The 23,250-nt window shown below is 68.1% G+C and carries 22 protein-coding genes; 16 read left to right on the top strand and 6 right to left on the bottom strand.

Translation table 11 applies throughout. The annotated features are described in order from the left end of the window. Positions 1-11 precede the first annotated feature (11 nt). The 10 genes from ACODRV_RS06575 to ACODRV_RS06620 all read left to right on the top strand — a co-directional run bounded on the left by ACODRV_RS06575 (position 12) and on the right by ACODRV_RS06620 (position 11,604). On the top strand, positions 12-416 hold the full coding sequence (locus ACODRV_RS06575) for a hypothetical protein (RefSeq protein ID WP_488907798.1): 405 nt from the start codon (positions 12-14) through the stop codon (positions 414-416). Positions 417-497: 81 nt separating this feature from the next. After that, complete coding sequence (locus tag ACODRV_RS06580; RefSeq protein WP_488907799.1) at positions 498-2,117, top strand: M20/M25/M40 family metallo-hydrolase; 1,620 nt, start codon at positions 498-500, stop codon at positions 2,115-2,117. 256 nt (positions 2,118-2,373) lie between these two features. Further along, positions 2,374-2,634: a DUF1467 family protein gene (locus ACODRV_RS06585; protein WP_141626652.1), complete on the top strand. Its 261-nt coding sequence runs from the start codon at positions 2,374-2,376 to the stop codon at positions 2,632-2,634. A gap of 9 nt (positions 2,635-2,643) precedes the next feature. After that, positions 2,644-2,982: a DUF3088 family protein gene (locus ACODRV_RS06590; protein ID WP_488907800.1), complete on the top strand. Its 339-nt coding sequence runs from the start codon at positions 2,644-2,646 to the stop codon at positions 2,980-2,982. A 179-nt stretch (positions 2,983-3,161) separates the two neighbouring features. After that, positions 3,162-4,478, top strand: coding sequence for a proline--tRNA ligase (gene proS / locus ACODRV_RS06595; RefSeq protein ID WP_488907801.1), 1,317 nt, complete (start codon positions 3,162-3,164; stop codon positions 4,476-4,478). Beyond that, on the top strand, positions 4,475-5,794 hold the full coding sequence (locus tag ACODRV_RS06600; protein ID WP_141626649.1) for a lipoprotein-releasing ABC transporter permease subunit: 1,320 nt from the start codon (positions 4,475-4,477) through the stop codon (positions 5,792-5,794). Before proS ends, ACODRV_RS06600 begins: the two co-directional genes overlap by 4 nt. Beyond that, complete coding sequence (locus tag ACODRV_RS06605) at positions 5,787-6,500, top strand: ABC transporter ATP-binding protein (RefSeq protein WP_141626648.1); 714 nt, start codon at positions 5,787-5,789, stop codon at positions 6,498-6,500. Before ACODRV_RS06600 ends, ACODRV_RS06605 begins: the two co-directional genes overlap by 8 nt. Then, positions 6,500-7,321: a GIY-YIG nuclease family protein gene (locus ACODRV_RS06610; RefSeq protein ID WP_488907802.1), complete on the top strand. Its 822-nt coding sequence runs from the start codon at positions 6,500-6,502 to the stop codon at positions 7,319-7,321. The genes ACODRV_RS06605 and ACODRV_RS06610 overlap by 1 nt, the downstream gene beginning before the upstream one ends. Before the next feature lie 330 nt (positions 7,322-7,651). Continuing rightward, positions 7,652-11,149: a DNA polymerase III subunit alpha gene (dnaE, locus tag ACODRV_RS06615; RefSeq protein WP_488907803.1), complete on the top strand. Its 3,498-nt coding sequence runs from the start codon at positions 7,652-7,654 to the stop codon at positions 11,147-11,149. Then, the gene (locus tag ACODRV_RS06620) at positions 11,149-11,604 is read left to right on the top strand and encodes a DUF3224 domain-containing protein (protein ID WP_488907804.1); all 456 of its coding nucleotides are present in this window, start codon (positions 11,149-11,151) and stop codon (positions 11,602-11,604) included. The genes dnaE and ACODRV_RS06620 overlap by 1 nt, the downstream gene beginning before the upstream one ends. Here the strand turns inward: ACODRV_RS06620 and ACODRV_RS06625 are convergent, their stop codons facing one another. From ACODRV_RS06625 to ACODRV_RS06640, 4 genes are all read right to left on the bottom strand, one after another. Further along, entirely contained in the window at positions 11,605-12,759 is a 1,155-nt protein-coding gene (locus ACODRV_RS06625; protein ID WP_488907805.1) for a PDZ domain-containing protein, read from the bottom strand. Between the two features lie 64 nt (positions 12,760-12,823). Beyond that, entirely contained in the window at positions 12,824-13,621 is a 798-nt protein-coding gene (locus ACODRV_RS06630; protein ID WP_488907806.1) for a TrmH family RNA methyltransferase, read from the bottom strand. Then, entirely contained in the window at positions 13,618-14,532 is a 915-nt protein-coding gene (locus ACODRV_RS06635; RefSeq protein WP_141626643.1) for a class I SAM-dependent methyltransferase, read from the bottom strand. The genes ACODRV_RS06630 and ACODRV_RS06635 overlap by 4 nt, the downstream gene beginning before the upstream one ends. After that, positions 14,504-15,979, bottom strand: a complete 1,476-nt coding sequence (locus ACODRV_RS06640; RefSeq protein ID WP_488907807.1) for a glycosyltransferase family 2 protein — start codon at positions 15,977-15,979, stop codon at positions 14,504-14,506. The genes ACODRV_RS06635 and ACODRV_RS06640 overlap by 29 nt, the downstream gene beginning before the upstream one ends. Before the next feature lie 94 nt (positions 15,980-16,073). On the opposite strand from ACODRV_RS06640, the gene ACODRV_RS06645 reads away from it, so the two are divergent. The 4 genes from ACODRV_RS06645 to ACODRV_RS06660 are packed head-to-tail and all read left to right on the top strand — an operon-like array spanning position 16,074 to position 19,253. Next, complete coding sequence (locus tag ACODRV_RS06645; protein WP_488907808.1) at positions 16,074-16,703, top strand: TetR/AcrR family transcriptional regulator; 630 nt, start codon at positions 16,074-16,076, stop codon at positions 16,701-16,703. Then, positions 16,703-17,497, top strand: coding sequence for an ABC transporter substrate-binding protein (locus ACODRV_RS06650; protein ID WP_488908064.1), 795 nt, complete (start codon positions 16,703-16,705; stop codon positions 17,495-17,497). Before ACODRV_RS06645 ends, ACODRV_RS06650 begins: the two co-directional genes overlap by 1 nt. Then, the gene (locus ACODRV_RS06655) at positions 17,494-18,474 is read left to right on the top strand and encodes a FecCD family ABC transporter permease (RefSeq protein WP_488907809.1); all 981 of its coding nucleotides are present in this window, start codon (positions 17,494-17,496) and stop codon (positions 18,472-18,474) included. Before ACODRV_RS06650 ends, ACODRV_RS06655 begins: the two co-directional genes overlap by 4 nt. Further along, positions 18,471-19,253 carry an ABC transporter ATP-binding protein gene (locus ACODRV_RS06660; protein ID WP_488907810.1) on the top strand — a complete coding sequence of 261 codons (783 nt, stop codon included), beginning with the start codon at positions 18,471-18,473 and terminating at the stop codon, positions 19,251-19,253. Before ACODRV_RS06655 ends, ACODRV_RS06660 begins: the two co-directional genes overlap by 4 nt. Here ACODRV_RS06660 and ACODRV_RS06665 read toward each other — a convergent pair. Beyond that, complete coding sequence (locus ACODRV_RS06665) at positions 19,217-21,310, bottom strand: lytic transglycosylase domain-containing protein (protein ID WP_488907811.1); 2,094 nt, start codon at positions 21,308-21,310, stop codon at positions 19,217-19,219. The two genes, ACODRV_RS06660 and ACODRV_RS06665, sit on opposite strands and share 37 nt — an antisense overlap. Before the next feature lie 112 nt (positions 21,311-21,422). Here ACODRV_RS06665 and dapA point away from each other — a divergent pair, with 112 nt between their 5' ends. Together dapA and smpB are read left to right on the top strand one after the other, a co-directional pair. Continuing rightward, the gene (gene dapA / locus ACODRV_RS06670) at positions 21,423-22,304 is read left to right on the top strand and encodes a 4-hydroxy-tetrahydrodipicolinate synthase (RefSeq protein ID WP_488907812.1); all 882 of its coding nucleotides are present in this window, start codon (positions 21,423-21,425) and stop codon (positions 22,302-22,304) included. Positions 22,305-22,319: 15 nt separating this feature from the next. Beyond that, positions 22,320-22,790, top strand: a complete 471-nt coding sequence (smpB, locus tag ACODRV_RS06675) for an SsrA-binding protein SmpB (RefSeq protein WP_141626638.1) — start codon at positions 22,320-22,322, stop codon at positions 22,788-22,790. A gap of 174 nt (positions 22,791-22,964) precedes the next feature. Here smpB and ACODRV_RS06680 read toward each other — a convergent pair whose 3' ends face one another. Next, a complete protein-coding gene (locus ACODRV_RS06680; protein WP_141626637.1) occupies positions 22,965-23,159 on the bottom strand; it encodes a hypothetical protein in 195 nt (64 codons plus the stop codon). Positions 23,160-23,250: the final 91 nt, after the last annotated feature.

Here is a 23,250-nt window from a genome sequence, read left to right on the forward strand (position 1 = left end):
GAGCGGATTTCATGCAGGACGAACTGCCGCAACACGAAGAAGACGGCGGCGGCTACGACGCGGACGACTGGTCCCGCCTGACCGCCTTCACTGGCCGCATCGCGACGCTGGACGACGTGCGGGCCAAGGTCGCGGTCTTCGCCCTCAATGACACCGCCGATCCCCGCGTCATCGACATGGACCTGCCCCAGCCCGTGATCTGGTGGGAGGACGGCGGCGAGCAGGCGGCCGTGGCCGTACAGGCCGAAAGCCATCTGAGCGACGAGGGCGACGAGATGGACGTTCTGGGCCTGATCCTGCCGGACGGCGGCGCCGCTGTGGCCCTGATGGAGGATTGCGACCTCGTGGACGACACCGACCCCGTCTGGCGCAAGCTGGTCGAGGACGCGATTGATCCGGACGCCGCGACGGACTGACGCTCCGTGGACGTTCTTCCTTTGCACTGAGGCGAGGCTTGCAGTCTTATCGCCGCCGTTCAGTGATTCAGGGGAGTTTCCATGCGTCTTGCCGCCTTTTTGTCCGCCACCGCGATTGCGTTGACGGCTGTTCCGCTCGCCACGCCCGCTCTGGCCCAGTCGCCTGATCTGGTCGCCATCAACGGCATCATCGACCAGGGCCTGAACCACAGCGAGGTGATGAACACCGCCGCCTACCTGACCGACCGCATCGGCGGCCGCATGACCAACTCGCCCCAGATGCGTCAGGCCGAGGCCTGGACCCAGCAGCGCTTCCGCGACTGGGGCCTGACCAACGTCCGCGCCGATCCGTTCGATTTCGGCCGTGGCTGGTCGGTCGTCCGCTCCAGCGCCCGCATGACCGCGCCGCGTCCGCTGGACCTGCGCGCCATCCCCATCGCCTGGACCCCGTCCACGCCCGGAACCATCAGCGGCGAAGTCATCGTCGCCCCGATGAGCAGCGCCGGCGACTTCGCCCGCTATCGCGGCAAGCTGGCCGGCAAAATTGTTCTGGTCTCGCGCCCGACCGCCGGCTCCGAGCCGACCGACCCGGCCTTCCGCCGCCTGACCGAGGAAGACCTCGAGAACGCCGGGAACGCCTACAACATCCCCAACCATTCGGCCCAGTCGGTCGACAGCCTGCGCGGCCCGGATTTCGCCCGCCAGCTGGACGCCTTCCTGCAGGAAGAGGGCGCGCTGGCGTGGGTTCGCATGTCGCAACGCGACGGCGGCCTGTTGCATGGCAACGGCACCGGTTACCGCATGGACGATCAGCGCAGGACGCCGGGCATGGAACTGGCCGCCGAGGACTATCGTCGTCTCGCCCGTCTGGCCCAGACCGAAGACGCCAAGCCGACCCTCGAACTGATGAGCGAGGTCCGGTTCCACGAGGAAGACACCAACGGCTACAACATCCTGGCAGACATTCCGGGGACCAGCCGTTCGGGCGAATACGTGATGGCCGGCGCCCATCTGGACAGCTGGGCCGCCGCTGACGGCGCCGTCGACAACGCCGCCGGCAGCGCCGTGGTCATGGAGGCCGCCCGCATCCTGCGCGCCTTGGGCGTCCGTCCAAAGCGCACCATCCGCTTCGCGCTGTGGAGCGGGGAAGAGCAGGGGCTGTGGGGGTCGCTGGCCTACACGGACCGCTATCTGGCCACCCGCGCCCCGCTGGGCGACGCCGCGTTGGACGCCTTGCCGAACAACCGCACCTGGCGCCAGCGCTGGCCCGTCCAGCCGCGCGAGGGTCACGGCTCCCTGGTCGCCTACTTCAATCTCGACAACGGCTCGGGCAAGATCCGCGGCATCAACGCCGAGGGTAACGTCGCCGCCGCCCCGATCTTCGAGGAGTGGCTGAAGCCCTTCAACCCGATGGGCGCGACGACCGTCTCGCTACGCACCTCGGGCGCGACCGACCACGTCTACATGCAGACCGTCGGCGTCCCGGGTTTCCAGTTCATCCAGGACCCGCTCGACTACGGCGCGCGCCTGCACCACACCTCGATCGACACCTATGACCACATGCGCGCCGAGGACCTGCGTCAGGCCGCGGTCATTCTGGCGTCTTTCCTGCTGAACGCCGCCAACTCGGACGAGCCCCTGCCGCGCATGCCGCTGCCGACCCGCCCGAACCCGACCGACCCGTTCCCGCTGCAGCAGTAACGGAACCGGCCTGAAGGCCTGAGCAAGGGCGTCGCGGCCTCCGCTGCGACGCCCTTTTTCCGTTCACGGCAACCGCAGCAGCGGCCCCGGTCCGCCTCGAGACCGCTCCACGCTGTTGACGTGATTTCGGGAGTCCGTTCGTGATTTCGCGAACGGGCATTTCGCGAAGATGTCGGTGCGACACCCGCCGCGCCTTCTCGCCGCCGCCGACAGCCGCTAAAGCAACCTCAGCCTGTTTTCGGCGTGGAGCCCCGTCATGCCCATCGGTCCGCTGACCATGTTCGCCATCTATGTCGTCGTCTGGTGGACGGTGCTGTTCGCCGTCCTGCCGCTCGGCATGAATCAGCAGGGACAGGCCAAGCCGACCGACGGCGCCCAGTGGGGCGCGCCGGAGAACCCGCAGCTGAAGAAGAAATTCATCACCACCACCTGGGTCTCGGCCATCGTCTGGGTGGTGATCATGATTATGGTCTTCTTCGGCTGGATGCCCCTGCCGCCGATGGCGCCGCCGGTCTAGGGTCTCGTCATGACCGACCGTCTCTACCTCCTGAATCCCGACTGGCATGATGACGCCGGCGGCCCGTGGTTCTGCCCGCCGGGCGCCTTCGTGGAGGGCATGCTGTCCTTCTATCCGGCGCTGCGCGAGCAACTCCTGATCACCTATCTGGATCACCCGCGGCCACGTCCGCCGGTCATCGCCGAGGTCGGCGAGGATCACCAGAGCTGCCCGCTGCTGGTGCTGGACGGAACCTTTGACTGGCCCGACGCCGAAACCAGCGCCGCCACCGGCCGCCGTTTCCTTCAGGACCACGCCATCGCCCCCTATCTGGCGGCCCGCTACGGCATCGGTTTGCCACACCCCTGAGGGATTAGGGAACAGGGATTAGGGATTAGGATTTCTGGGACTGTGATCAGGCGTTGGCGCGTCTTCGCGCCCCTGATCCCTAATCCCCGGTCCCTAATCCCCCATCCACCGCCTAGCTTTCGCCCCGTCCTCCCGGCTACACCTGCCACTCCCAAGCCTGTTCTCCCGGATTCCCGACCATGCGCCTGTCGCGCTACTTCCTGCCCACCCTGAAAGAGGCGCCTTCGGACGCCCAGATCGTTTCCCACCAGCTGATGCTGCGCGCCGGCCTGATCAAACAGGAAGCGGCGGGCATCTACGCCTGGCTGCCGCTGGGCCTGCGGGTGCTGCGCAAGATCGAGCAGATCGTGCGTGAGGAGCAGGTGCGGGCAGGGGCCGTAGAGCTGCTGATGCCGACCCTGCAACTCGCCGACCTGTGGCGCGAGTCGGGCCGTTACGACGCCTACGGCCCGGAGATGCTGCGCATCACCGACCGTCACGAGCGCGAACTGCTGTACGGCCCCACCAATGAGGAGATGATCACCGACATCTTCCGCGGCTTCGTGAAGTCCTACAAAGCCCTGCCGCTGAACCTCTTCCACATCCAGTGGAAGTTCCGCGACGAGCGCCGTCCGCGCTTCGGCGTGATGCGCGGCCGCGAGTTCCTGATGAAGGACGCCTATTCGTTCGACATCGACGAGGCCGCCGCCCGCGTCGCTTACAACCGCATGTTCGCGGCCTATCTGAACACCTTCGCCCGCATCGGGCTGAAAGCCGTTCCGATGCGCGCCGACACCGGCCCCATCGGCGGCGACCTGTCGCACGAGTTCATCGTTCTGGCCGAGACCGGCGAGAGCGAGGTCTTCTGCGACCGCAAGCTGGTCGAGATGCCCGCGCCCGGCCACGACTTCAGCCCCGAGGCCGTGCAGGCCGTCTTCGACGAACGCACCGCCCTGTACGCCGCCACCGAGGAAATGCACGACGCGGCGGCCTTCGAGGCCGGAACCGCCGAGGGCGACCGGCTCTCGGCCCGCGGCATCGAGGTCGGCCACATCTTCTATTTCGGCACCAAATACTCCGCCGCCATGAAGGCTAACGTCCAGGGCCCGGACGGCAAGGAAGCCCCGGTGCACATGGGCAGCTACGGCGTCGGCGTCTCGCGCCTGCTGGGCGCCATCATCGAGGCCAGCCATGACGCCGGCGGCATCATCTGGCCGGACGCCGTCGCTCCGTTCGACGTGGTGGTCATCAACCTGCGCGCCGGCGACGAAGCCGTCTCGACCGCCTGTGAGGAGGCCGTTCACCGCCTCGAGGCCACCGGCAAGGACGTCCTCTACGACGACACCGACGAACGTCCGGGCGGCAAGTTCGCCACCGCCGACCTGATCGGCGTGCCTTGGCAGCTGACCATCGGGCCCAAGGGTCTGGCGGACGGCGTGGTCGAACTGAAGCGCCGCGCCACCGGCGAGAAACTGACCCTGCCGCTGGACGAAGCCATTTCGAGGCTCATCGGATGACCAACGCCACGCCGGCCGCCCAGCCGACGAAGCCGACGAAGCCCGCCGGTCCCTTCTCCGCCTGGGAGATCGGACTGGCCCTCCGCTACCTTCGCGCCAAGCGCAAGGAGGGCGGCATCGCCCTGATCGCCATCATCTCCTACGTCGCCATCGCGCTGGCCGTGATGGCGCTGATCACGGTGATGAGCATCATGGCCGGCTTCCGGGCGACGCTGCTGGACCGCATGCTGTCGTTCAACGGGCATATGTATGTGTCCGGCGACCTGCTGAACTCGCCCGAGCGGGACGCGGCAGTCGCTCGTCTGAAGGCCGTCCCGGGCGTCGCCTTCGTCACCCCGATGACCAATGACCAGAGCATCGTCCGCGCGGGCGGGGCCACGACGGGCGCCATCGTGCGCGGCGTCGCCCCCGGCGACCTGCCCTCCATGCAATACGTCTACGAGAGCCTCGAAGAGACGCCCGAGGCGATCCGCAGCTTCGGCCGGGGCGAGTTCGGCGGCGACAACGTCCTGATCGGCAAGGCGCTGGCCGAGGGGTTGGGTCTTCGCATCGGCGATCCCATCACCCTGTATTCGCCCACCGGCGCCTCCAGCGCCTTCGGCAATCTGGGCGGGCTGGAGAAGACCTACCGCGTCGGCGGCGTGTTCAGCTCCGGCACGACGGACTTCGATCAGGCTTTCATCTTCATGCCGCTGGAACAGGCCCAGCTGTTCTACGGCAAGGATTCCGTCTGGGACGTGATCGAGCTGAAGATCGACCAGCCTGACCGCGTCGAATCCATGCGCCTGCCCGTCCAGCGCGCCGTCGGTCAGACCGGCGTCGTCACCGACTGGCGCGACCGCCTCGCCGCCTTCTGGGGCGCGCTGAAGGTCGAGCGGGCGGCCATGAGCATCATCCTGGGCCTCGTCGTCGCCATCGCCGCGCTGAACATCATCTCCGGCATCGTCATGCTGGTGAAGAACAAGACGCGCGACATCGCCATCCTGCGCACCGTGGGCGCCAGCCAGTCGTCCATGCTGCGGATCTTCTTCCTGTCCGGCGCCATGATCGGCGTGGCGGGCACCCTGACCGGCCTGCTGCTCGGCCTGCTGTTCTGCCTGAACATCGGCTCGATCCAGCATTTCCTGGAGTTTGTCTTCCAGACCAAGCTCTTCGACGCCGACGTCTATATGCTGGACGCCGTCCCGGCCCTGGTCGATCCGGTCGACGTCTTCTGGGTCACCGTCTGGTCCTTCTTCATGAGCTGCGTCGCCGGACTGATCCCGTCCTGGCAGGCCGCCAAGCTCGATCCGGTCGAGGCCCTCCGTTATGAGTAAGACGACCGTGGCTCCCGTCCTTTCGGTGCGCGGCCTGACCCGCACCTACGACACCGCGGCCGGCGGCCTGACCGTCCTGCGCGGCGTCGATCTCGACATCATGCCCGGCGAGATCGTCGGCCTGATCGGCCCCTCCGGCTCGGGCAAGTCCAGCCTCCTGCACGCCGCGGGCCTGCTGGAGCATCCGACCGAGGGCGAGGTGAAGATCGACGGGGAAGCCGTGGCCGCCCTCAGCGACCGCCAGCGGACCCACATCCGTCTGGACCGCATCGGCTTCGTCTATCAGTTCCACCACCTGCTGCCCGAGTTCGACGCCCGCGATAACGTGGCCCTGCCGCTGCGCATCGCCGGCTGGAAACAGGCCGACGCCCGCGCCCGCGCCGAGGAGCTTCTGACCGCCCTCGGCCTCGGCGACCGCCTGACCCACCAGCCGTCACAAATGTCGGGCGGCGAGCGTCAGCGCGTCGCCGTGGCCCGCGCCCTGGCCAACCGTCCGCGCCTGCTTCTGGCCGACGAGCCGACCGGCAACCTCGACCCGGCCACCAGCCAGACCGTGTTCGAGGCCCTGCACGACGTGGTGAAATCCACCGGCGTCGCCGCCCTGATCGCCACCCACAACATGGAACTGGCCGGCCACATGGACCGCGTCTTCGCCATCAAGGACGGGCACCTGGAAGAGCGTCCGGCGGAAGCCCACGCTTATTGATGGGCGTCTCGGCGCCCATCCTTCTGTCTGACATCTGGCCGCTGGCGGCGCCGGCCACCTTCAAGATCCACTTCTCGCGGTGGAACCGGCAGCATGAGCCGCTGGACGTGTGGGTGAACAGCCCGGCGGATTATCAGACATGGCAGGAATACAGACCAGCTCGGGACGAGTTCAATCGCCCACGCATCTTCTCGCTCGCTCGCTTCTATCATGAGCCCGACATCTGGCTATTCACGGGCATCTTCGATGTTCTTGACCGCAAGGCTGATCAGTATGTGGTCTCCCGCTCCGCCGAGGGATCCGCATTCATCGGCCGATTGAAGATCAGACATCCTTACCGAGACCGTTCTGTCCGGTTGAACGTTGAAAACCACTATCCGCTCATGCAGGTGTCTGAGGTGCTGGCAGAGCCCTACAGCGGTCGCGCATTCCCGGGTTTCGACGGTATCGACCTGTCTTTCGCCGAACTTGAAAATCTGGCGCGCACAGGACGGGCTGATTGGATGGCGGCCCTCAGCAGCATCAAGGGCATCTACCTGATCTCCGACGTTCTGACGGGGAAACGCTATGTCGGCTCGGCGTATGGGCAAGGCGGTGTCTGGTCGCGGTGGTGCGAATACGCCGCAACCGGGCACGGCAACAACGCGGAACTTCGCCAACTCGTGACGAACCCGAACCTCGACTATGTACGCAAGGCTTTCCGGTTCGCCCTTCTCGAGCACCGCCCGGTCGCCACGCCTGATCAGACGATTCTGGATCGCGAGGGTTTTTGGAAGACTATCCTGCTCACGCGTGGCGCCTTCGGGAACAATCGGAACTGACGACCCCTTGACGCGAACAGAATGAGAACATAGAACACAACCAGAACATATATCCGGGAGGCCGTCATGGCGCGTTGGGTTCGGGAGTGTCTGTCATTGGCGTCGTGCGCCGGTTTCGTGCTGCTGGTCTGGCAGGCGGTCCTGCTGCTCCCCGCCGCCTGATCGAAAAGGCCACTAAAGTGCACTCAAAAATTAATTGAGTGCACATCCGCCCGGCGCGACGAGGTCCGCCCGGCGCCGGTCCACAGGCCATCCCCGGTCACATCCGCCCCGCGTCGCTTTCCGGTGTTTCCGGCGACCAGGATGTGAGACTCGGTTCACCATGGACGGATGGCGGACGAACGGAGCGGTGAAGCGGTGAGCGAGGTGTTGAACAGTCAGGGCTTCATCCACCTGCGGGTCCGCTCGGCCTATTCGCTGCTGGAAGGCGCGATCAAGGCGGGCAAGATCCCGAAGATGGCGGCGGACAATGGTATGCCCGCCGTGGCCGTGGCCGACCGCGCCAACCTGTTCGGCGCGCTCGAGTTCAGCCAGGCCGCCAAGGATGCGGGCGTCCAGCCCATCGTCGCCTGCGCCCTGCCGATCACCGGCATCGGCGGGCAGGGGACCGAACGCTGGACCAAGGTCCCGACCGTCGTCCTGATCGCCCAGAACGAGGCCGGCTGGCTGAACCTGTGCAAGCTGTCGTCGTCGGCCTACCTGGACATCGCCCCGACCGACGAGCCGGGCGTGCCGTGGAGCACCGTCGTCGAGCATTCCGACGGCCTTTTGCTGCTGTCCGGCGGCCCCGACGGTCCGGTCGATCCCCTCTATGTTCAGGGCAAGGTGCGCGACGGCGACGCCGCCCTGAACGAGATGTTCGCCACCTTCGGCGACCGGATGTACGTCGAGCTTCAGCGCCACGGCTTGCCGACCGAGGCCCAGGCCGAACGGGGTCTGGTCGCGTGGGCCTATGAGAACGACGTCCCGCTGGTCGCCACCAACGACGTCTATTACGCCAAGGCCTCGCAGGCGAAGTCGCACGACGCCCTGCTGTGCATCGCCGACGGCGCCTTCACCGGTCAGGAGGACCGCCGCCGCATCACCGGCGAGCACTGGTTCAAGACGCCCGCCGCCATGCGCGAGCTGTTCGCTGACCTGCCCGAGGCCTGCGACACCACCCTCGACATCGCCCGCCGCTGCGCCTTCCTGGTGAAGACCCACGCGCCGATCCTGCCGCGCTTCGACACCGGCGCCGGGAGGTCCGAGCCCGACGAACTGGCCCATCAGGCGCGCGAGGGGCTGAAGTTGCGCCTGCAACAGGTCACGCCCGCCGTGCCCGAGCAGGAGTATTGGGACCGCCTCGAATGGGAGGTCGGGATCATCGTCCAGATGGGCTTCCCCGGCTACTTCCTGATCGTCGCCGACTTCATCAAATGGGCCAAGACCCACGATATTCCGGTGGGGCCGGGGCGGGGTTCCGGCGCCGGTTCACTGGTCGCCTGGGCCCTGACCATCACCGATCTGGACCCCTTGCGGTTCGGCCTGCTGTTCGAGCGCTTCCTGAACCCGGAACGCGTCTCGATGCCCGACTTCGACATCGACTTCTGTCAGGAGCGGCGTGAAGAGGTCATCACCTATGTCCAGCAGCACTACGGCAAGGACCGGGTCGCCCAGATCATCACCTTCGGCACCCTGCAGGCCCGCGCCGTGCTGCGCGACGTCGGCCGTGTGCTGCAGATGCCGCTCGGTCAGGTCGACCGCCTCTGCAAGATGGTGCCGAACAATCCGGCCGCGCCCGTCACCCTCGCCCAGGCCATCGACCTTGAGCCGCGCCTGAAGGAGGCTCGCGACGCCGAACCGGCGGTTCGCAACCTGCTGGAGACGGCGCTGGAGCTGGAGGGGCTGTACCGCAACGCCTCGACCCACGCCGCCGGCATCGTCATCGGCGACCGCCCGCTGACCGAGCTGGTGCCCCTGTACCAGGACCCGCGCTCGGACATTCCGGCCACCCAGTTCAACATGAAGTGGGTCGAACCGGCCGGTCTGGTGAAGTTCGACTTCCTCGGCCTGAAGACCCTGACCACGCTGGACCGCGCCCACGGCTATCTGTCGCGGCGCGGGCTGGCCCCGATCTGGAACCAGCTGCCGCTGGACGACGCCCGCACCTATGAGCTGATGGCCTCGGGCCAGACGGTCGGGGTGTTCCAGCTGGAATCCCAAGGCATGCGCGACACCCTGCGCAAGATGCGCTGCGGGTCGATCGAGGAAATCACCGCCCTGATCTCCCTGTACCGGCCCGGGCCGATGGAGATGATCGACACCTACATCGACCGGAAGTTCGGCCGGGCCGAGGTCGACTATCTCCACGACAGCCTGAAGGAGACGCTGACCGAGACCTACGGCGTCATCATCTACCAGGAACAGGTGATGAAGATCGCCCAGATCCTGGCCGGCTACTCTCTCGGGGAAGCCGATCTGCTGCGCCGGGCCATGGGCAAGAAGAAGAAGGAGGAGATGGATTTCCAGCGCCTCCGCTTCGTCAGGGGCGCCGCCGAGAAGGGCGTATCCGAGGCCCAGTCAGGCGGCATCTTCGATCTGGTGGCCAAGTTCGCCGGCTACGGCTTCAACAAGTCGCACGCCGCCGCCTACGCCCTGATCTCGTTCCAGACGGGCTGGCTGAAGGCAAACCATCCGGTCGAATTCTTCGCCGCCTCGATGAGCCTCGATCTCAGCAACACCGATAAGTTGGCTGTTTTCTATCAGGATTGTCGGCGCTTCGATATTCCGGTCAGGGCCCCGGACGTCAACCGGTCCTCTGCCGACTTCGACGTGGAATGGGTGGAGGGCCAGGACGGGCCGGAAGGCGCTGTCCTCTATGCGCTGGGCGCCGTCCGCAACGTCGGCCTCGAAGCCATGAAGCATCTGGTCGAGGTGCGCGAGGCGGGCGGCCGCTTCACCGACATCTTCGACTTCCTCGAACGGGTCGACCCGCGCTTCGTCAACAAGCGGGCGCTGGAGAACCTGGCCCGCGCCGGCGCCTTCGACAGTTTCCATACCAACCGTCGCCAGCTGTTCGAACAGGCCGACAAGCTGATCGCCTACTGCCAGAGCGTGGCCGCCGAGCGCGCGTCCTCGCAGGTCTCCCTGTTCGGCGGCGATCAGGTCGCCGCCGGTCGTCCGCGCCTCCAGCCGGTCGAGCCCTGGGTCGGGCCGGAGAAGCTGGATCAGGAACTGGCCGCCGTCGGCTTCTACCTGTCCGGCCACCCGCTGGAGGACATGGCCCCGGCGCTCAAGCGCAAGCGCGTCACCTTCGTCGCCGAGGCCACCGCCCTGGCCGAAAGCGGCCACGAGGCGTTCATGATGGCCGGCGTGGTCCGTCGCCGTCAGGAGCGGGCCAGCGCCCGGACCGGCGAGAAATTCGCCTTCGTCACCTTCTCGGACCCGACCGGCGAGTTCGAATGCCTGTTCCCGCCCGAACAACTGCGCAAATGCCGCGACGTGCTGGAGACCGGCGCCTCCGTCATGGTCAAGGTCCGGGCCAAGAGCTCGGACGGCGAGGTGCGCTTCTTCGGCGACGACGCCAGCCGTCTGGATAATCTCATCGACGACGGCCAGATGGGCCTGCGCATCCACGTCTCGGCGCGCGGCGCCGACCCGGAGACCCTGCGAACCCGTCTGGAGCGCGCCGCCGCCGCGGGCGGGAAGGGCGGAGAGGTCTTCCTCGTCGCCAGCCTCGACGGCCGCCGCGAGGTCGAGATGAAGCTGCCCGGCCGCTACCGCCTCGACGGCGCCCTGCGCGGCGCCCTGAAGTCCGCGCCGGGCGTCAGCTATCTGGAGGACGCGTGATGCTGGCGTCCATCCTCGCCGCCGTCAGCCTTGCCATCGCCCCACAGGAGGCCCCCATGTCCCATCAGGCCAGCGGAACGTTCACCGTCTCCATCACACCGGTCCCGCCCGCCGAGGGCGCGGCGGCGGACCTTCACGGCCGCATGACCCTGTCCAAGACCTTCCACGGCGGCCTCACCGGAACCGGGGAGGGCGAGATGCTCGGCTCCATGGGCCCGAACCAGTCGGGCGCCTATGTCGCCATGGAGCGGGTGCGCGGCGCCCTCGACGGCCATGAGGGGACCTTCCTTCTGGTCCATCGGGGGATCATGGATCGCGGCGCGCAGGACCTGTCCATCACCGTCGTCCCCGGCTCGGGCACGGGCGCGCTGGAGGGCCTCGTCGGCGTCTTCCACCTGACCATCGCTGACGGCGAGCACCGCTACGTCCTGGACTACACCCTGCCGGCGGAGTGATCAGCGGACCGGAACGAAGGCCTCCCGGGGTGTCCCGTCCACGGCATGGAGCCGCTCCACAGGGATCTTGATGACCAGCCCGGAGTTCTCCAGCCGCAGGTCGTAGATAGCTCCAAGAAGGCCCGCCATCCGGTCCCCCTCGACCCGCGCGCCCAGCGCATCCATCCCGACCGCCAGCCCTTCGCCCATGCTGCCGGTCCAGCGCCCCACGCGCACCACGACCCGCCCCTCAAACCGCTTGCCCGCCCGGGGCAGGACCTGCTCGACCCACTGGCGCGGCACCCCGGTCTCCCGCGCCTCGGCGGGCAGGTTGTGGATCTGATAGGGCCGGGCCTCGCTGACGAACCAGCCCATCACGCCCCGCGCCACCACCGTATTGCCGCCGCTCGCCGTGTCGGTCAGGTCCAGCACCACCGTCTGCCCCCGCCGCGCCCGCGCCATGGCCGTGTCGAAGGCCGCGACCGTGTCGTTGTTCCCCAGCGAGTCATTGAACCGGATCGTCAGCCGGTCTCCGGCCTCGGTCACGGTCACCGGCGGCCGATCGCCCGCGCTGACCGTATAGAGATTGGCCAAGGTCAGTCGCCGCCCCGAGACGGTCAGGTCCCGCGGTCGATCCCGCCGCCCCGCCGCCAGCACCCGCGCCGCATAGCCGTCCCGCTCGCCGCCCGGCGTCAGCCCGATCTCGCTCCAGAAGGCGCGCACCGCCTCGGTCGTGACGACCCCGCCGACCGCGTCCAGCGTCTCGCCGGCCCTTACACCCGCCGCCTCGGCCGGGGAGCCTTCACGCACGGCGGTGATCCGCCAGACCTCGCCCTCCCGCTCGACCCACAGGTCCCCGTAGCTGGGAACCAGCGCCCAGCTGTCACGGAACGAGCTGCCGGTGATCGCATGATGGTCCGCCAGCGCCGTGACCGCATGCTCGAGATAGCGCAACAGGCTGGACCGGTCGTGTACCGCCGAGGCCTCCGCCCGCAGGGCCTCGGTCATCGGCATGACCCCGTCAGGGAAGCGATCCAGATAGGCGTACTGGCGGTTCACCAGCCCTTCGACCGACAGGGCGTCGGCCCGGTACGCCTCCGGCGTCAGGTCCGTCGTCTGGGCCTGAACGGACCCCGCGAAGGGCAGGAGGACGGTGAGGAGCAGGAGTAAGCGCATGCGCCGAAGCTTCACCCGTCCCGTCGTCCGGGCAAGTGAATCTCCCGTCACCTTCGGGGCGGCCTCAGACGGCGTCAGTCACCGCATAGACCATCACGCCCGTGGCGATGGCCAGGTTCAGGCTGTCCGCCCGACCGCGCATGGGAATCTTGACGTTCACATCACAGGCGGCCGCGAGCGTATCGGTCAGCCCCGCCTGCTCATTGCCCATGAGGATGAGGGCAGGATGCTGAATCGCCGCGTCGCGATAGCCGTGGGTCGCGTCCAGACGGGTGCCGATCACGCTGCCTGGCCAGGACTGCCGCCAGGCGATGAACTCGGCCGTCGTCGCCTTCGCGATGGCCACGGCGAAGACCGAGCCCATGGTCGCCCGCACCGCTTCGGTGGAATAGGGGTCCACGCAGTCGTCGATCAGGATCACCCCGCCACAGCCCGCCGCATCGGCGGTGCGGATGATGGTGCCCAGATTGCCCGGGTCGCGCACCTGCTCCAGCGCCACCCAGCAGGGCGCGCTCTTCGGGTTGATGGCCGACAGGGGCGTATAGACCTGCTCGAACACCCCCAGCACGGTCTGCGGGTTGTCCCGGCGGCTGATCTTCTCGAGGATCGGGTGGGTGACCACGATCACCTCGCCGCCCGCCTTGCGCGTCTCGGCCTTGGCGCGCTCCAGCAGCGGATGCTCCCGCGCCTCCATCCCGACCAGCAGCAGCTTCGGCGTCTGGCCCTGATCCAGAGCCTCGCCGATGAACTTGAGCCCTTCCGCCAGGAAGCGACCCGTGGTCTCGCGCTCCTTGCGCATGTTCAGCGCGCGCACGGCCTTGACCGTCTCATTGGTCAGGGAGGTGATCAGGCGGTCGCTCATTGCCCGTTCCCTCCATCCTTGCTCCATCGGGCGAAGAAGCTCAGGCCGATAGCCCTTCCGTCATTGCCGTGCTCAGCCAGCGCCAGCTCGCCCCAGTCGATGACGCCGCCCCGGTCCGCCGTGGCTTCCGCCATCATGTGGGCCAGAGACAGGCCCGAGATGCGGGCGGCATAGGCGTTCAGCAAAAGGAAGGACGCGTCGTCCGACAGCAGGGCGGCGCAATCCTTCAGCAGGCCCGGCAGGTCCTCGAACAGCCGCCAGACCTCGCCGGTCGGCCCGCGCCCGTACTTGGGCGGGTCCAGAATGATGCCGTCATACTTCACACCGCGACGCACCTCGCGCGCCACATATTTGCGGCAGTCCTCGACGATCCAGCGGATCGGACGGTCGGCCAATCCCGACTGCTCGGCGTTCTCACGAGCATAGGCGACGGACTTCTTTGAAGCGTCCACATGGGTCACCTCTGCGCCCGCCGCCGAACAGGCCAGAGAAGCCACGCCGGTATAGCCGAACAGGTTCAGCACCTTCGGGCGTTTCAGGGTCCGCACCCGCGCATCCAGCCACTCCCAGTTCGCTGCCTGCTCCGGGAAGAAGGCGAGGTGGCGGAAGGGCGTGAAGCGGCCGGTGAAGCGCACATCACGCCAGGCCAGCGGGAAGGTCTCGACCGGCTTGCCGGCGAAGCGCCAGCGGCCGTCGTCGTCCTCGTCCTGCGCCTGCGGGGCGAAGGTGGCGTCGGCCCTCTCGAAGGCCGCGGGATCCCGCGGCGACCAGAAGCACTGGGGCTCGGGCCGTACCACGGTGAACCGGCCGTAGCGCTCAAGCTTCAGCCCGTTGCCGCTGTCCAGCAGGGCGTAGTCCTGCCACCCCCGGGTGAAGAGCGTTTCAGGCGATGGGTTCAGGCGTGGCGACATGGGCCGCTGATAGGCCGGGCAGGGCCGTTTCGTCCAGCGCGGCGTCATCCGCCGGGGGTGCGACCTCCAGCCGATGCCGGGTCTTGTCCCACCTGAAGGGCTCGATCAGCAGCCGCCAAAGCGCATGGCTGAACGCCAGACTGAGCAGGCACCAGTAGATCGGCGCACGGATCATGTCCCACGGACCATAGGCTATGCCCGCCCGCCGTGCGCCGACCTTGCACGACAGCCAGGCGGTCGCCGCGCCCAGCACGAGAACGCTTAGCGCCAACTGCGAGGTTTCCGGCGGCAGGCCCGCCGCCAGCGCCACCAGCACAGACGCCGCCACCCACGACAATGTCGGCCCATAGAGCGCCGCCGAAGCCAGACCCACGCCTAGCGTCACGCACAGTGAAATTAGCCCCCTCGGCCCGAGCGCAAGTGGGTTTCGCGTGTGCACGCCCCACGTCTGCATATAGCCCTTGAGCCAGCGCGTGCGCTGGGGCAGCCAGTCATACAGCGCCCCCGGCGGGGTCTCCCACGTCGGCCGGTTCATGACGCCCAGCCTCCAGCCGCGCCGCCAGAGACGGAACCCCAGGTCGGCATCCTCGGTGACGTTCCAGGAGTCCCATCCCCCGACCGCGCGGAGCACATCCACGCGGAAGTGGTTGCTGGTGCCGCCGAGCGGGAAGGGCAGCCCCAGCCGGGCCATGCCGGGCAGGGTGGTCTCGAACAGGCTGGCGTATTCGGCGGCGAACTGCCGATCAATGAAGGGCGTGGTCGATCCGTCCGGGGCGCGGACCCGAAGCGGCGCCTGCAGGCAGGCCAGTCGCCCGTCGCCCTCGGCCAAGAACCGCGACGCGGCTTCCCTCAACTGGCCGGGGTCCGGCGCATCCTCGGCGTCATAGATGGTCAGCAGATCGCCGGTGACGAAGGGCATGGCGCAGTTCAGGGCGCGCGGCTTGGTCTTCGGCTCGCCCGGCGGCGCGATGAAGACCTCCAGCCAGTCCGGCTTCGGCGCGGCGCGGGCGGCGGCTATGGTCGCGACGTCCCGCGCCTCCAGAACCAGAAATCCCTGCAGCCGATCTGCCGGATAGTCGAGAACGGCCAGACGCGCGATCAACTGTCCCACCACCTCCGCCTCGTCATAGAGGGCGGCGAGGATGGTGTAGCGCGGCCAGATGTCCGGAGCCGCCGGAACGGGAGTCCGCTTCGAGCCGACGACCACCAGAAGACATCGCCACCCGGCGACGCCCAAGAAGCCGACGCCGGCGACCGCGGCGGCCTGATCGAACAGCGCGCGAGAGGCGTTGCGGGCGACCCAGACCACCAACAGCAGCACGACGGCGCCCACGCCCCACTGAAACAGGGACAGGCCGCGACGGGCGGCGCTCTGGTCGCGCGGAAGCCCGCCAGACGGGGACTCGCCGCCCGATTTCCCGTTTTTGATGTGCGTATACAGCCCCACACGCAAAAGTTAACGTCCAGTTGCGCGACTTTGCAACTGCTTGGCGTGTGGGAGAGAATGTCGCTATTCAGTGGGCAGACCTTCGGAGTCGCGCGTGACAGCCACCACAGCCACCGCCAAATCCGCCCGCAAGCCCAAGGGCGAGGGCCACGAGCGGCGCGCCGAGATTCTCGCCGCCGCCGAACGCATCTTCGTCGAACTGGGCTATGAGGGCGCGACCATTCGCAAGATCGCGGATGAAGTCGGCCTGTCCTCGACCGCCCTCTACATGCATTTCGCCGACAAGGGCGAAATCCTTCAGGAGATCTGCCGACAGGCGTTCGAGTCCCTGCTGAAGGCCAATCGGGAAGCCCTCGCCGAGGCCGTTTCGCCCGAGGAACGCATGCGCAAGATGATGCGCGCCTATGTTGACTTCGGCTTCCACAACCCGAACGCCTACCGGCTGGTCTATATGACCCGGCCGTCCGAGCTGCGCGAGGGCGCCCAGGACGCGGCCCAGACGATGGGCGGAGAACTGTTCGGCGCCTTCCTGGAAGTCATTCAGGAACTGGAGTCCGCCGGGCGGCTGAAGAGCGACGCCCGCACGACCGCCCAGGCCTTCTGGGCGGGCGGCCACGGCGTGATTTCGCTGATGATCGCCAAGCCCTATTTCGATTGGGTTGACCGGGAGGAGCTGGTCCGGACCCTGCTGGAGGGTCTGTTCGCGGGCCTGCTCAAGTCTTGATCCGGCGGGCGGCCATCGCCGCCACGGGGCTGATGATCATGGCCGGCCCCGCCGAGGCGAGGCCGACGCGTATCCTGTCGCTGGATCAGTGTGCGGACCAGTATGTGCTGGCCCTGCGTCCCGACGCGGACCTGGCCCTGTCGCCCCGCGCTGACGATCCCGATTCCTGGCTCCGGGAAGCCGCGAAGGGCAGGGCGCGGGTCCGCCCAACGCTTGAAGCCGCCGTCGCCTTCCAGCCCGATGTCGTGGTGCGCTACTGGGGCGGAGAGCCGCGCCTGTTGAACCGACTTGAGGATCGCGGAACGGCCACCGTCGTCATCGCAGACGCCACGGACTTCGACGGAATCCGCGCCAACATCCGCGCGGTCGCACAGGCGCTGGACGCCGAGATGCGCGGCGAGGCCCTGATCGCCCGAATGAACGCCCGGCTGGCGCAGGCCGCGCCGACGGCGCCGGAGCGCCCCACGGCCCTCTACCTGACGCCCGGCGGCTTCACGGCGGGCAAGGAAACCCTGATCGACGCGATCTTGCGCGCCGCCGGCTACCGCAACGCCGCGGACAAGCCCTACTTCAATCCGGTCAGCGTCGAGCGCATCGCCCTGTTCCCGCCCGTGCGGTTCGTGCTGGGTTTCTTCGACCAGTCCCGGGCGGACTGGCGCGGCCCCGGCCGCCACCCCGTCGTCCGTGAGGCGGCCCGGGGCAAGGTCGCCGCCAAGCTCCCGGCCGCTACCCTGACCTGTCCGGCTTGGTTCGCCGCCGATGCGGCGGCAATGTTGAGAGACGGCGCTGCGTGAACCGTCTGATCCTGATCCTCGCGGCGACCATCATCGTCGCCCTGGTCCTCGCCGTCAGTTTCGGCGAGAGCGCGCTGACCGCCGTCCAGTTTGGACAGGCCTTCGCTGATCCCGCGTCAGCCCCCGGCGAAGTGCTGTGGGCCGTGCGGGCGCCCCGCGCCGTGACCGCCTTGCTGGTCGGGGCGGCCCTGGGCCTGTCGGGCGCCGTGATGCAGGGCCTGTTGCGCAATCCGCTGGCCGATCCCGGCGTCCTCGGCGTATCGGCCGTGGCCGCCTTCGGCGCCGCGAGCGCCATCGTGCTGGGCGCGGCCGCCGTTCCCGGCGCGGTCGAGGTCTCGGCCCTGATCGGAGCAGGTCTGGCGGGCGGCCTGCTGATCCTGTTTTCCAGCCGGGTGCGGTCGCCGGAGGCCCTGATCCTGTTCGGCGTCGCCCTGTCCAGTTTCGCGGGCGCCGCGACGGCGCTCATCTTCAACCTGTCGCCATCACCCATCGCCTCGGCGGAGGTGATGAGCTGGCTGCTTGGCTCGGTGCAGAACCGCAGCTGGATCGACGTCCTGTGGGTGGCGCCGGTCCTCGCCGTTTCGGCCGGTCTATCCGTTGTGGCCGCGCCCGGCCTGAAGATGCTCAGCCTCGGGGACGAAACGGCCCGAACCTCGGGCCTGCCGATGGCCCGGCTGCGTCTCTTGGCTCTGCTGGCGGCGGCGCTGGCGACCGGGGCGGCGGTGGCGGTGTCCGGCGTCATAGGTTTCGTCGGACTGGCCGCGCCCCATCTGGTGCGCGCCACGGTGAGAGGCGACCCGGCGCGGCTGCTCCTCCCGGCGGCGCTGGCGGGTGGCCTGATGCTGATTGGCGCGGATCTTCTGGCCCGGATCACGCCGACGGATCAGGAGCTGAAGCTGGGGGTCTTCACCGCCCTGGTCGGCGCGCCTCTGTTCGCCCTGATCGCCTGGCGCGCGGCGCGGGAGTGGCGGCTGTGAGCGCCCTGCAACTGATCGACGCGACCGCAGCCCTTGGCGGGCGTGAGGTCTTGAAGACCGTCACTCTCTCGGTGGCGACCGGAGAGCTGGTGGCGATCGTCGGTCCGAACGGCGCGGGCAAGTCCAGCGTCATTCGCGCCCTCGCAGGCCTGCTTCGGCTGACGGGCGGGAGCGCGCGGCTGGACGGAACGGACCTGCCCCGGCTGTCGGCCCGTGAACGGGCAGAGCGGCTTACCTATCTGCCCCAGGGAGGGCGGATCGCCTGGAACCTGCCCGCCGTCGAGGTCGCCGCACTCGGTGCGCCCTTCCTGTCCGGCGACGAGGCGTTGGCGGCGGCGCACGCGGCGCTGGCCGAGGTTGAAGCCGCCCATCTGGCGGACCGCGGCGTGGCAGAAATGTCCGGCGGGGAAAGGGCGCGCGTGCTGCTTGCGCGGGCTCTGGCGACGGGGGCGAAGGGGCTGCTGGCCGATGAACCGGTCGCCGGACTGGACCCCGACGCCCAGCTTCTGGTGCTGGAACGAGTGCGGGCAAGGGCGAGGGCAGGGCAGGCCGTCCTGATCAGCCTGCACGACCTTGCGCTGGCGGCCCGCTACGCCGACCGGGTCATCGTCCTGCACGAAGGGCAGGTGGTCGCCGACGCCTCGCCGCTGAAGGCGTTGACGCCAGAGGTTATGAAGACTGTCTTCGGCCTGAACGCCCACTGGATCGACGGGCCGTATGGCCCGCTGCTGTCCAGCCTGCGTCACTCGCCCGAAGGATCGGGCTCCGGCGTCCGGTAAGGTTCCTCGCCGTCCACGGCCGAATAGGCTTGGGGCCCGCGCGGAACGCCACGACGCAGATCGTCCGACAGGGTCAGCGGCGCCGTGCCGCCGTTCAGCCGGGCCTTGTAGATCGACATATTCTCCATGACCCGCATCATGTAGTTGCGGGTCTCGGTGAAGGGCGCGCACTCGATGAAGTCGACCGGATCGACTGAGCCCGCGCGCGGATCGCCGCACCGCGCCACCCACTGCGGCGGTCGCGCCGGACCGGCATTGTAGGCCACCGTCGTCAGCAGCATCGACCCGTTGAAATTGTTCATCAGGTCGCCGAGGTGGAAGCTGCCCAGCGTCATGTTGAAGTCGGCGTCATAGAGCCGCTCGTCCGAGAAGGGCAGGCCCAGCTGGCGCGCCACCCCGCGTCCGGTGGCGGGCAGGAATTGCATCATGCCACGCGCATTGGCGTGCGACCGGGCGCGCGGATCGAAGCTGGATTCCTGACGGGTGATCGCCTGGGTGAACTCCTGCGGCGCGGCGCCCGGCACGACCGGCGGAATGCGGATCGGATACTGGCGCTCGGGCAGCAGATAGCCGCGCTGGCTGGCGGCGCGCCCGATCATCATGGCCGTGAAGCCTTCGCCATAGCCTCGCGACGTATCCATCATGAGGGCCAGTTGTTCGATGTTCGGAACGTCATCGTCCAGCTGGTAGGCGAAGACGCGGAACAGGCTGGCCTCGCCGGTCTCGCCCAGAATGCGCCAGGCGCGCACGACCTCGTTGCGCTCGAACGCGGCGCGGTCGGCGTCGGACGGAACGGGGTCGGCGGGCAGGGTGATGCTGCGCTGTCCGGCCTTCTCGGCGGCCAGCTGGCCATAGAAGGTCTGGAAGTGCCGCGATCCCGCGCGGTAGTACTCGACCGCCGAAGGCGTGTTGCCCTGCGCCTCGGCGGCGCGGCCCAGCCAGTAAAGCGCCCGCCCCTGGGTGATCGGGGTGGACGAGGTCTGGCGCAGAACCTCGAAATGCTGCGCCGCCCGCGCCGGATCGTTCAGCTTTACCAGCGCAACCCAGCCGGCGAAGAACTCGGCGTCAACCTTGCGGTCGCCGCCAGGGAAGCCGTGGCCGTTGAAGGCGTCATAGGCCGCCTGCCAGTTCCGGGCCTGCAAGGCGTCGAGGTAATAGTTCCGTCGCTCGGCCCACAGGGTGTTCTGGGCATCTGTCGAGGACGGCGCGGCGGGCAGGTAACGGAGGATCGGGAAGGCTTCGGACTGACGATTCTGCGAACGCAGGACGCGAACGCGCTCCAGCACGACGGCGGGCTCGATCGCCTGCGACGGGGTCAGTCCGGCGACGATGGCGTCGGGACTGTAGGCGGTTCGCAGAGCCATAACGGCATTGGCCACCGTCTGCCGCTCGGGCGAAACCATGGTCACCATGGCCCGGGTCGCGGGTCCATGTGGCCCGAGCAGAAGCATGTTCAGCCGGGTCTCGTGATCGTCCTGCGTCAGGGTCGAGCCCCAACGAGCCAGAACACGGGCCTGCTGGTCCGCGTCGAAGGTGCGGGTCCGCCACCAGTCCTTGATCAGACGACGCGCCTCGTCGCCGCGGCCACGCTGATCCAGCGCCTCCGCCAGAACAATGGCGCCCTGCACCGTGGTCGGGGCGTCCCGGCTGAACAGGGCGATGGCGGCGTCCGGCCCGGCATAGGCGCGATCCAGCGCCCGCTCGACGGCCTGACGGCGGCTGTCGGCGCGGGGCCACCCGGCGAAACGGGTGTTCACGTCCGACAGGTCGCCCCAGGACATCGCGTCTGCCGAGGTGTCCAGCAGCGCCCATTCCACCAGCTTGCGGGCGGCCGGATCTCCGATCCGGGCCATGGCCGCGCGGGCGCCGGGCACGTCACGCGCACGGGCGGCGGCCAGTCCCTGACGGAAAAGCGCGGTGTCCTGATCGTTCAGCGTGCGCGGCTGGTTGCTGGCCGGATTGACGGGGGTGGAGGCGTAGTAGGGCACTTCCTGCGACAGCAGGACTTCCGGCGCGGGAGAAAGAGCCAGTACGGCCGCGAGACTGATTCCGATCATTCCGTGTCCGATTCCCATTCGTCGCGGTTGCGGTCGCCGAACCGGCAACCTACCCTCCGGCGCTTCATATTCAGGCGACTACCGCCCAACTCCACGCAGGACCATCGTTTCAATGACCGCCCCCTTGTTCAAGGGCGTGATCACCGCCCTGATCACACCACTTCGTGACGGAAAGGTGGACGAAGCCGCCTTCACGACGCTGCTCGAACGCCAGATCGCCGCCGGAGTTCACGGCGTGGTGCCCATGGGCACGACCGGAGAGAGCGCTTCCCTGCATCCGGAGGAACATCAACGGGTTGTCGAACTTTGCGTTCAGGTCGCGGCCGGTCGCGTGCGGGTGATCGCCGGCGCCGGCGCCTCGTCCACCGACAAGGCCATTGATCTGGTGCGTCATGCCAAGACCGTCGGCGCCGACGGCGCCCTGGTGGTGACCCCCTACTACAACCGGCCCTCGCAGGCCGGGTTGGCCGCGCATTTCGAGGCCATCGCCGAAGCCGTCCAGCTGCCGGTCCTGCTGTACAACGTGCCGGGACGCACCGGCGTGGATCTGGCCAATGAGACTGTGGCCCGTCTGGCCGCCCATCCGAACATCGTCGGGATCAAGGACGCCACCGGCGACCTGTCGCGGATCAGCTGGATGCGTGCCAACATCGACGGCCAGTTCGACCTGATCTCGGGCGATGATCCCAGCTACCTCGGCTATCACGCTCACGGCGGGGTCGGGGTGATCTCGGTCACCTCGAACGTCGCGCCGGAAGGCATGGTCGCCCTGCACAACGCGGCCCAGTCGGGCGACTACGCCACGGCGCGCCAGTGGCAGGACCGTCTGATCGGCCTGCACAAGGGCCTGTTCCTGGACAATTCGCCGTCGCCCTCCAAATACGCCCTGTCACGTCTGGGCTTCTGCACCGAGGAGGTCCGCCTTCCGCTGGCGCCGACCGCCGACGCCGTGAAGCCCGCGATTGACCGCGCGATGGCGGACGCCGGACTGTAAGGACAAGAAGGGCTCATGGCCTCCGAGAAACCCAAGATGAAGGTGCTGGCCGAGAACCGGCGCGCCAGGTTCGACTACTTCCTCGAGGACTACACCGAGGCGGGCATCGCCCTGCTCGGAACCGAGATCAAGGCGTTGCGCGACGGCCGGGCCAATATCGCTGAATCCTACGCGGCGGTGGAGGGCAGGGAGATCGTTCTCGTGAACGCTGACATCCCGCCCTACAAGCAGGCCAATCGCTTCAACCACGAGCCGCGCCGCCACCGGAAGCTGCTGCTGCACCGCAAGCAGATCGACAAGTTCATCGGCGCCGTCCAGCGCGACGGCCAGACCATCATTCCGGTCCGGCTGTATCTGAACGAGGCGGGCAAGGCGAAGATCGAGATCGCGCTGGCCAAGGGCAAGAAGCTGCACGACAAGCGTGAGGCCAGCGCCGAACGCGACTGGCAACGCGACAAGGCGCGGCTGATGAAGGAACGGGGCTGAGCGCCTCCGAGCGGACGGAATGTCGCGCGCGATAACGCCGCATCCTCGCCCCGAGCCGATCAGGATAACGTTGAAATCAGTGAGCGCCCCCGCCTCCTGGGAGCGTTCACGCGGCGGTGCGCCGGGATTTCGATCCGGGCGCACCGCTGATCGGCGCAAGGTTCAGCCCAAGGGTCAGCCGAGCGGCACAGCATCCATAACGCCCTGCGCCGGCGCGGAACTGTAGGCGTCCGCGCCGCCGGGACCGAGCGACGGCTTGATCATCGGTTGCAGCACGATCCCGCCGGCCGCGATCGCGGCGGCGCCCAGCAGTGCGATGATTGCGGTTCTCCGTTCGCGGGGGGAGAAGACCCCGTTGCCCCTGATCATGACAGCCTCCAAAGCTGCGCGATCAACGTAACCGACTGTCCGCCGTTCCACGCTCGCTGAGCGAGGTTTTTCGGGGTCTGATTCCCGTGGC

It is taken from the genome of Brevundimonas sp. FG8, assembly GCF_057808845.1.

Coding starts and splice junctions, on each gene's coding strand:
- dnaE (WP_488907803.1), top strand. CDS start 7,652: ATGGCGGACGAACGGAGCGGTGAAGCGGTGAGCGAGGTGTTGAACAGT.
- ACODRV_RS06630 (WP_488907806.1), bottom strand. CDS start 13,621: ATGAGCGACCGCCTGATCACCTCCCTGACCAATGAGACGGTCAAGGCC.
- ACODRV_RS06625 (WP_488907805.1), bottom strand. CDS start 12,759: ATGCGCTTACTCCTGCTCCTCACCGTCCTCCTGCCCTTCGCGGGGTCC.
- proS (WP_488907801.1), top strand. CDS start 3,162: ATGCGCCTGTCGCGCTACTTCCTGCCCACCCTGAAAGAGGCGCCTTCG.
- ACODRV_RS06585 (WP_141626652.1), top strand. CDS start 2,374: ATGCCCATCGGTCCGCTGACCATGTTCGCCATCTATGTCGTCGTCTGG.
- ACODRV_RS06575 (WP_488907798.1), top strand. CDS start 12: ATGCAGGACGAACTGCCGCAACACGAAGAAGACGGCGGCGGCTACGAC.
- ACODRV_RS06600 (WP_141626649.1), top strand. CDS start 4,475: ATGACCAACGCCACGCCGGCCGCCCAGCCGACGAAGCCGACGAAGCCC.
- ACODRV_RS06620 (WP_488907804.1), top strand. CDS start 11,149: ATGCTGGCGTCCATCCTCGCCGCCGTCAGCCTTGCCATCGCCCCACAG.
- ACODRV_RS06580 (WP_488907799.1), top strand. CDS start 498: ATGCGTCTTGCCGCCTTTTTGTCCGCCACCGCGATTGCGTTGACGGCT.
- dapA (WP_488907812.1), top strand. CDS start 21,423: ATGACCGCCCCCTTGTTCAAGGGCGTGATCACCGCCCTGATCACACCA.
- ACODRV_RS06590 (WP_488907800.1), top strand. CDS start 2,644: ATGACCGACCGTCTCTACCTCCTGAATCCCGACTGGCATGATGACGCC.
- ACODRV_RS06610 (WP_488907802.1), top strand. CDS start 6,500: ATGGGCGTCTCGGCGCCCATCCTTCTGTCTGACATCTGGCCGCTGGCG.
- ACODRV_RS06605 (WP_141626648.1), top strand. CDS start 5,787: ATGAGTAAGACGACCGTGGCTCCCGTCCTTTCGGTGCGCGGCCTGACC.
- ACODRV_RS06635 (WP_141626643.1), bottom strand. CDS start 14,532: ATGTCGCCACGCCTGAACCCATCGCCTGAAACGCTCTTCACCCGGGGG.
- ACODRV_RS06680 (WP_141626637.1), bottom strand. CDS start 23,159: ATGATCAGGGGCAACGGGGTCTTCTCCCCCCGCGAACGGAGAACCGCA.
- smpB (WP_141626638.1), top strand. CDS start 22,320: ATGGCCTCCGAGAAACCCAAGATGAAGGTGCTGGCCGAGAACCGGCGC.
- ACODRV_RS06665 (WP_488907811.1), bottom strand. CDS start 21,310: ATGATCGGAATCAGTCTCGCGGCCGTACTGGCTCTTTCTCCCGCGCCG.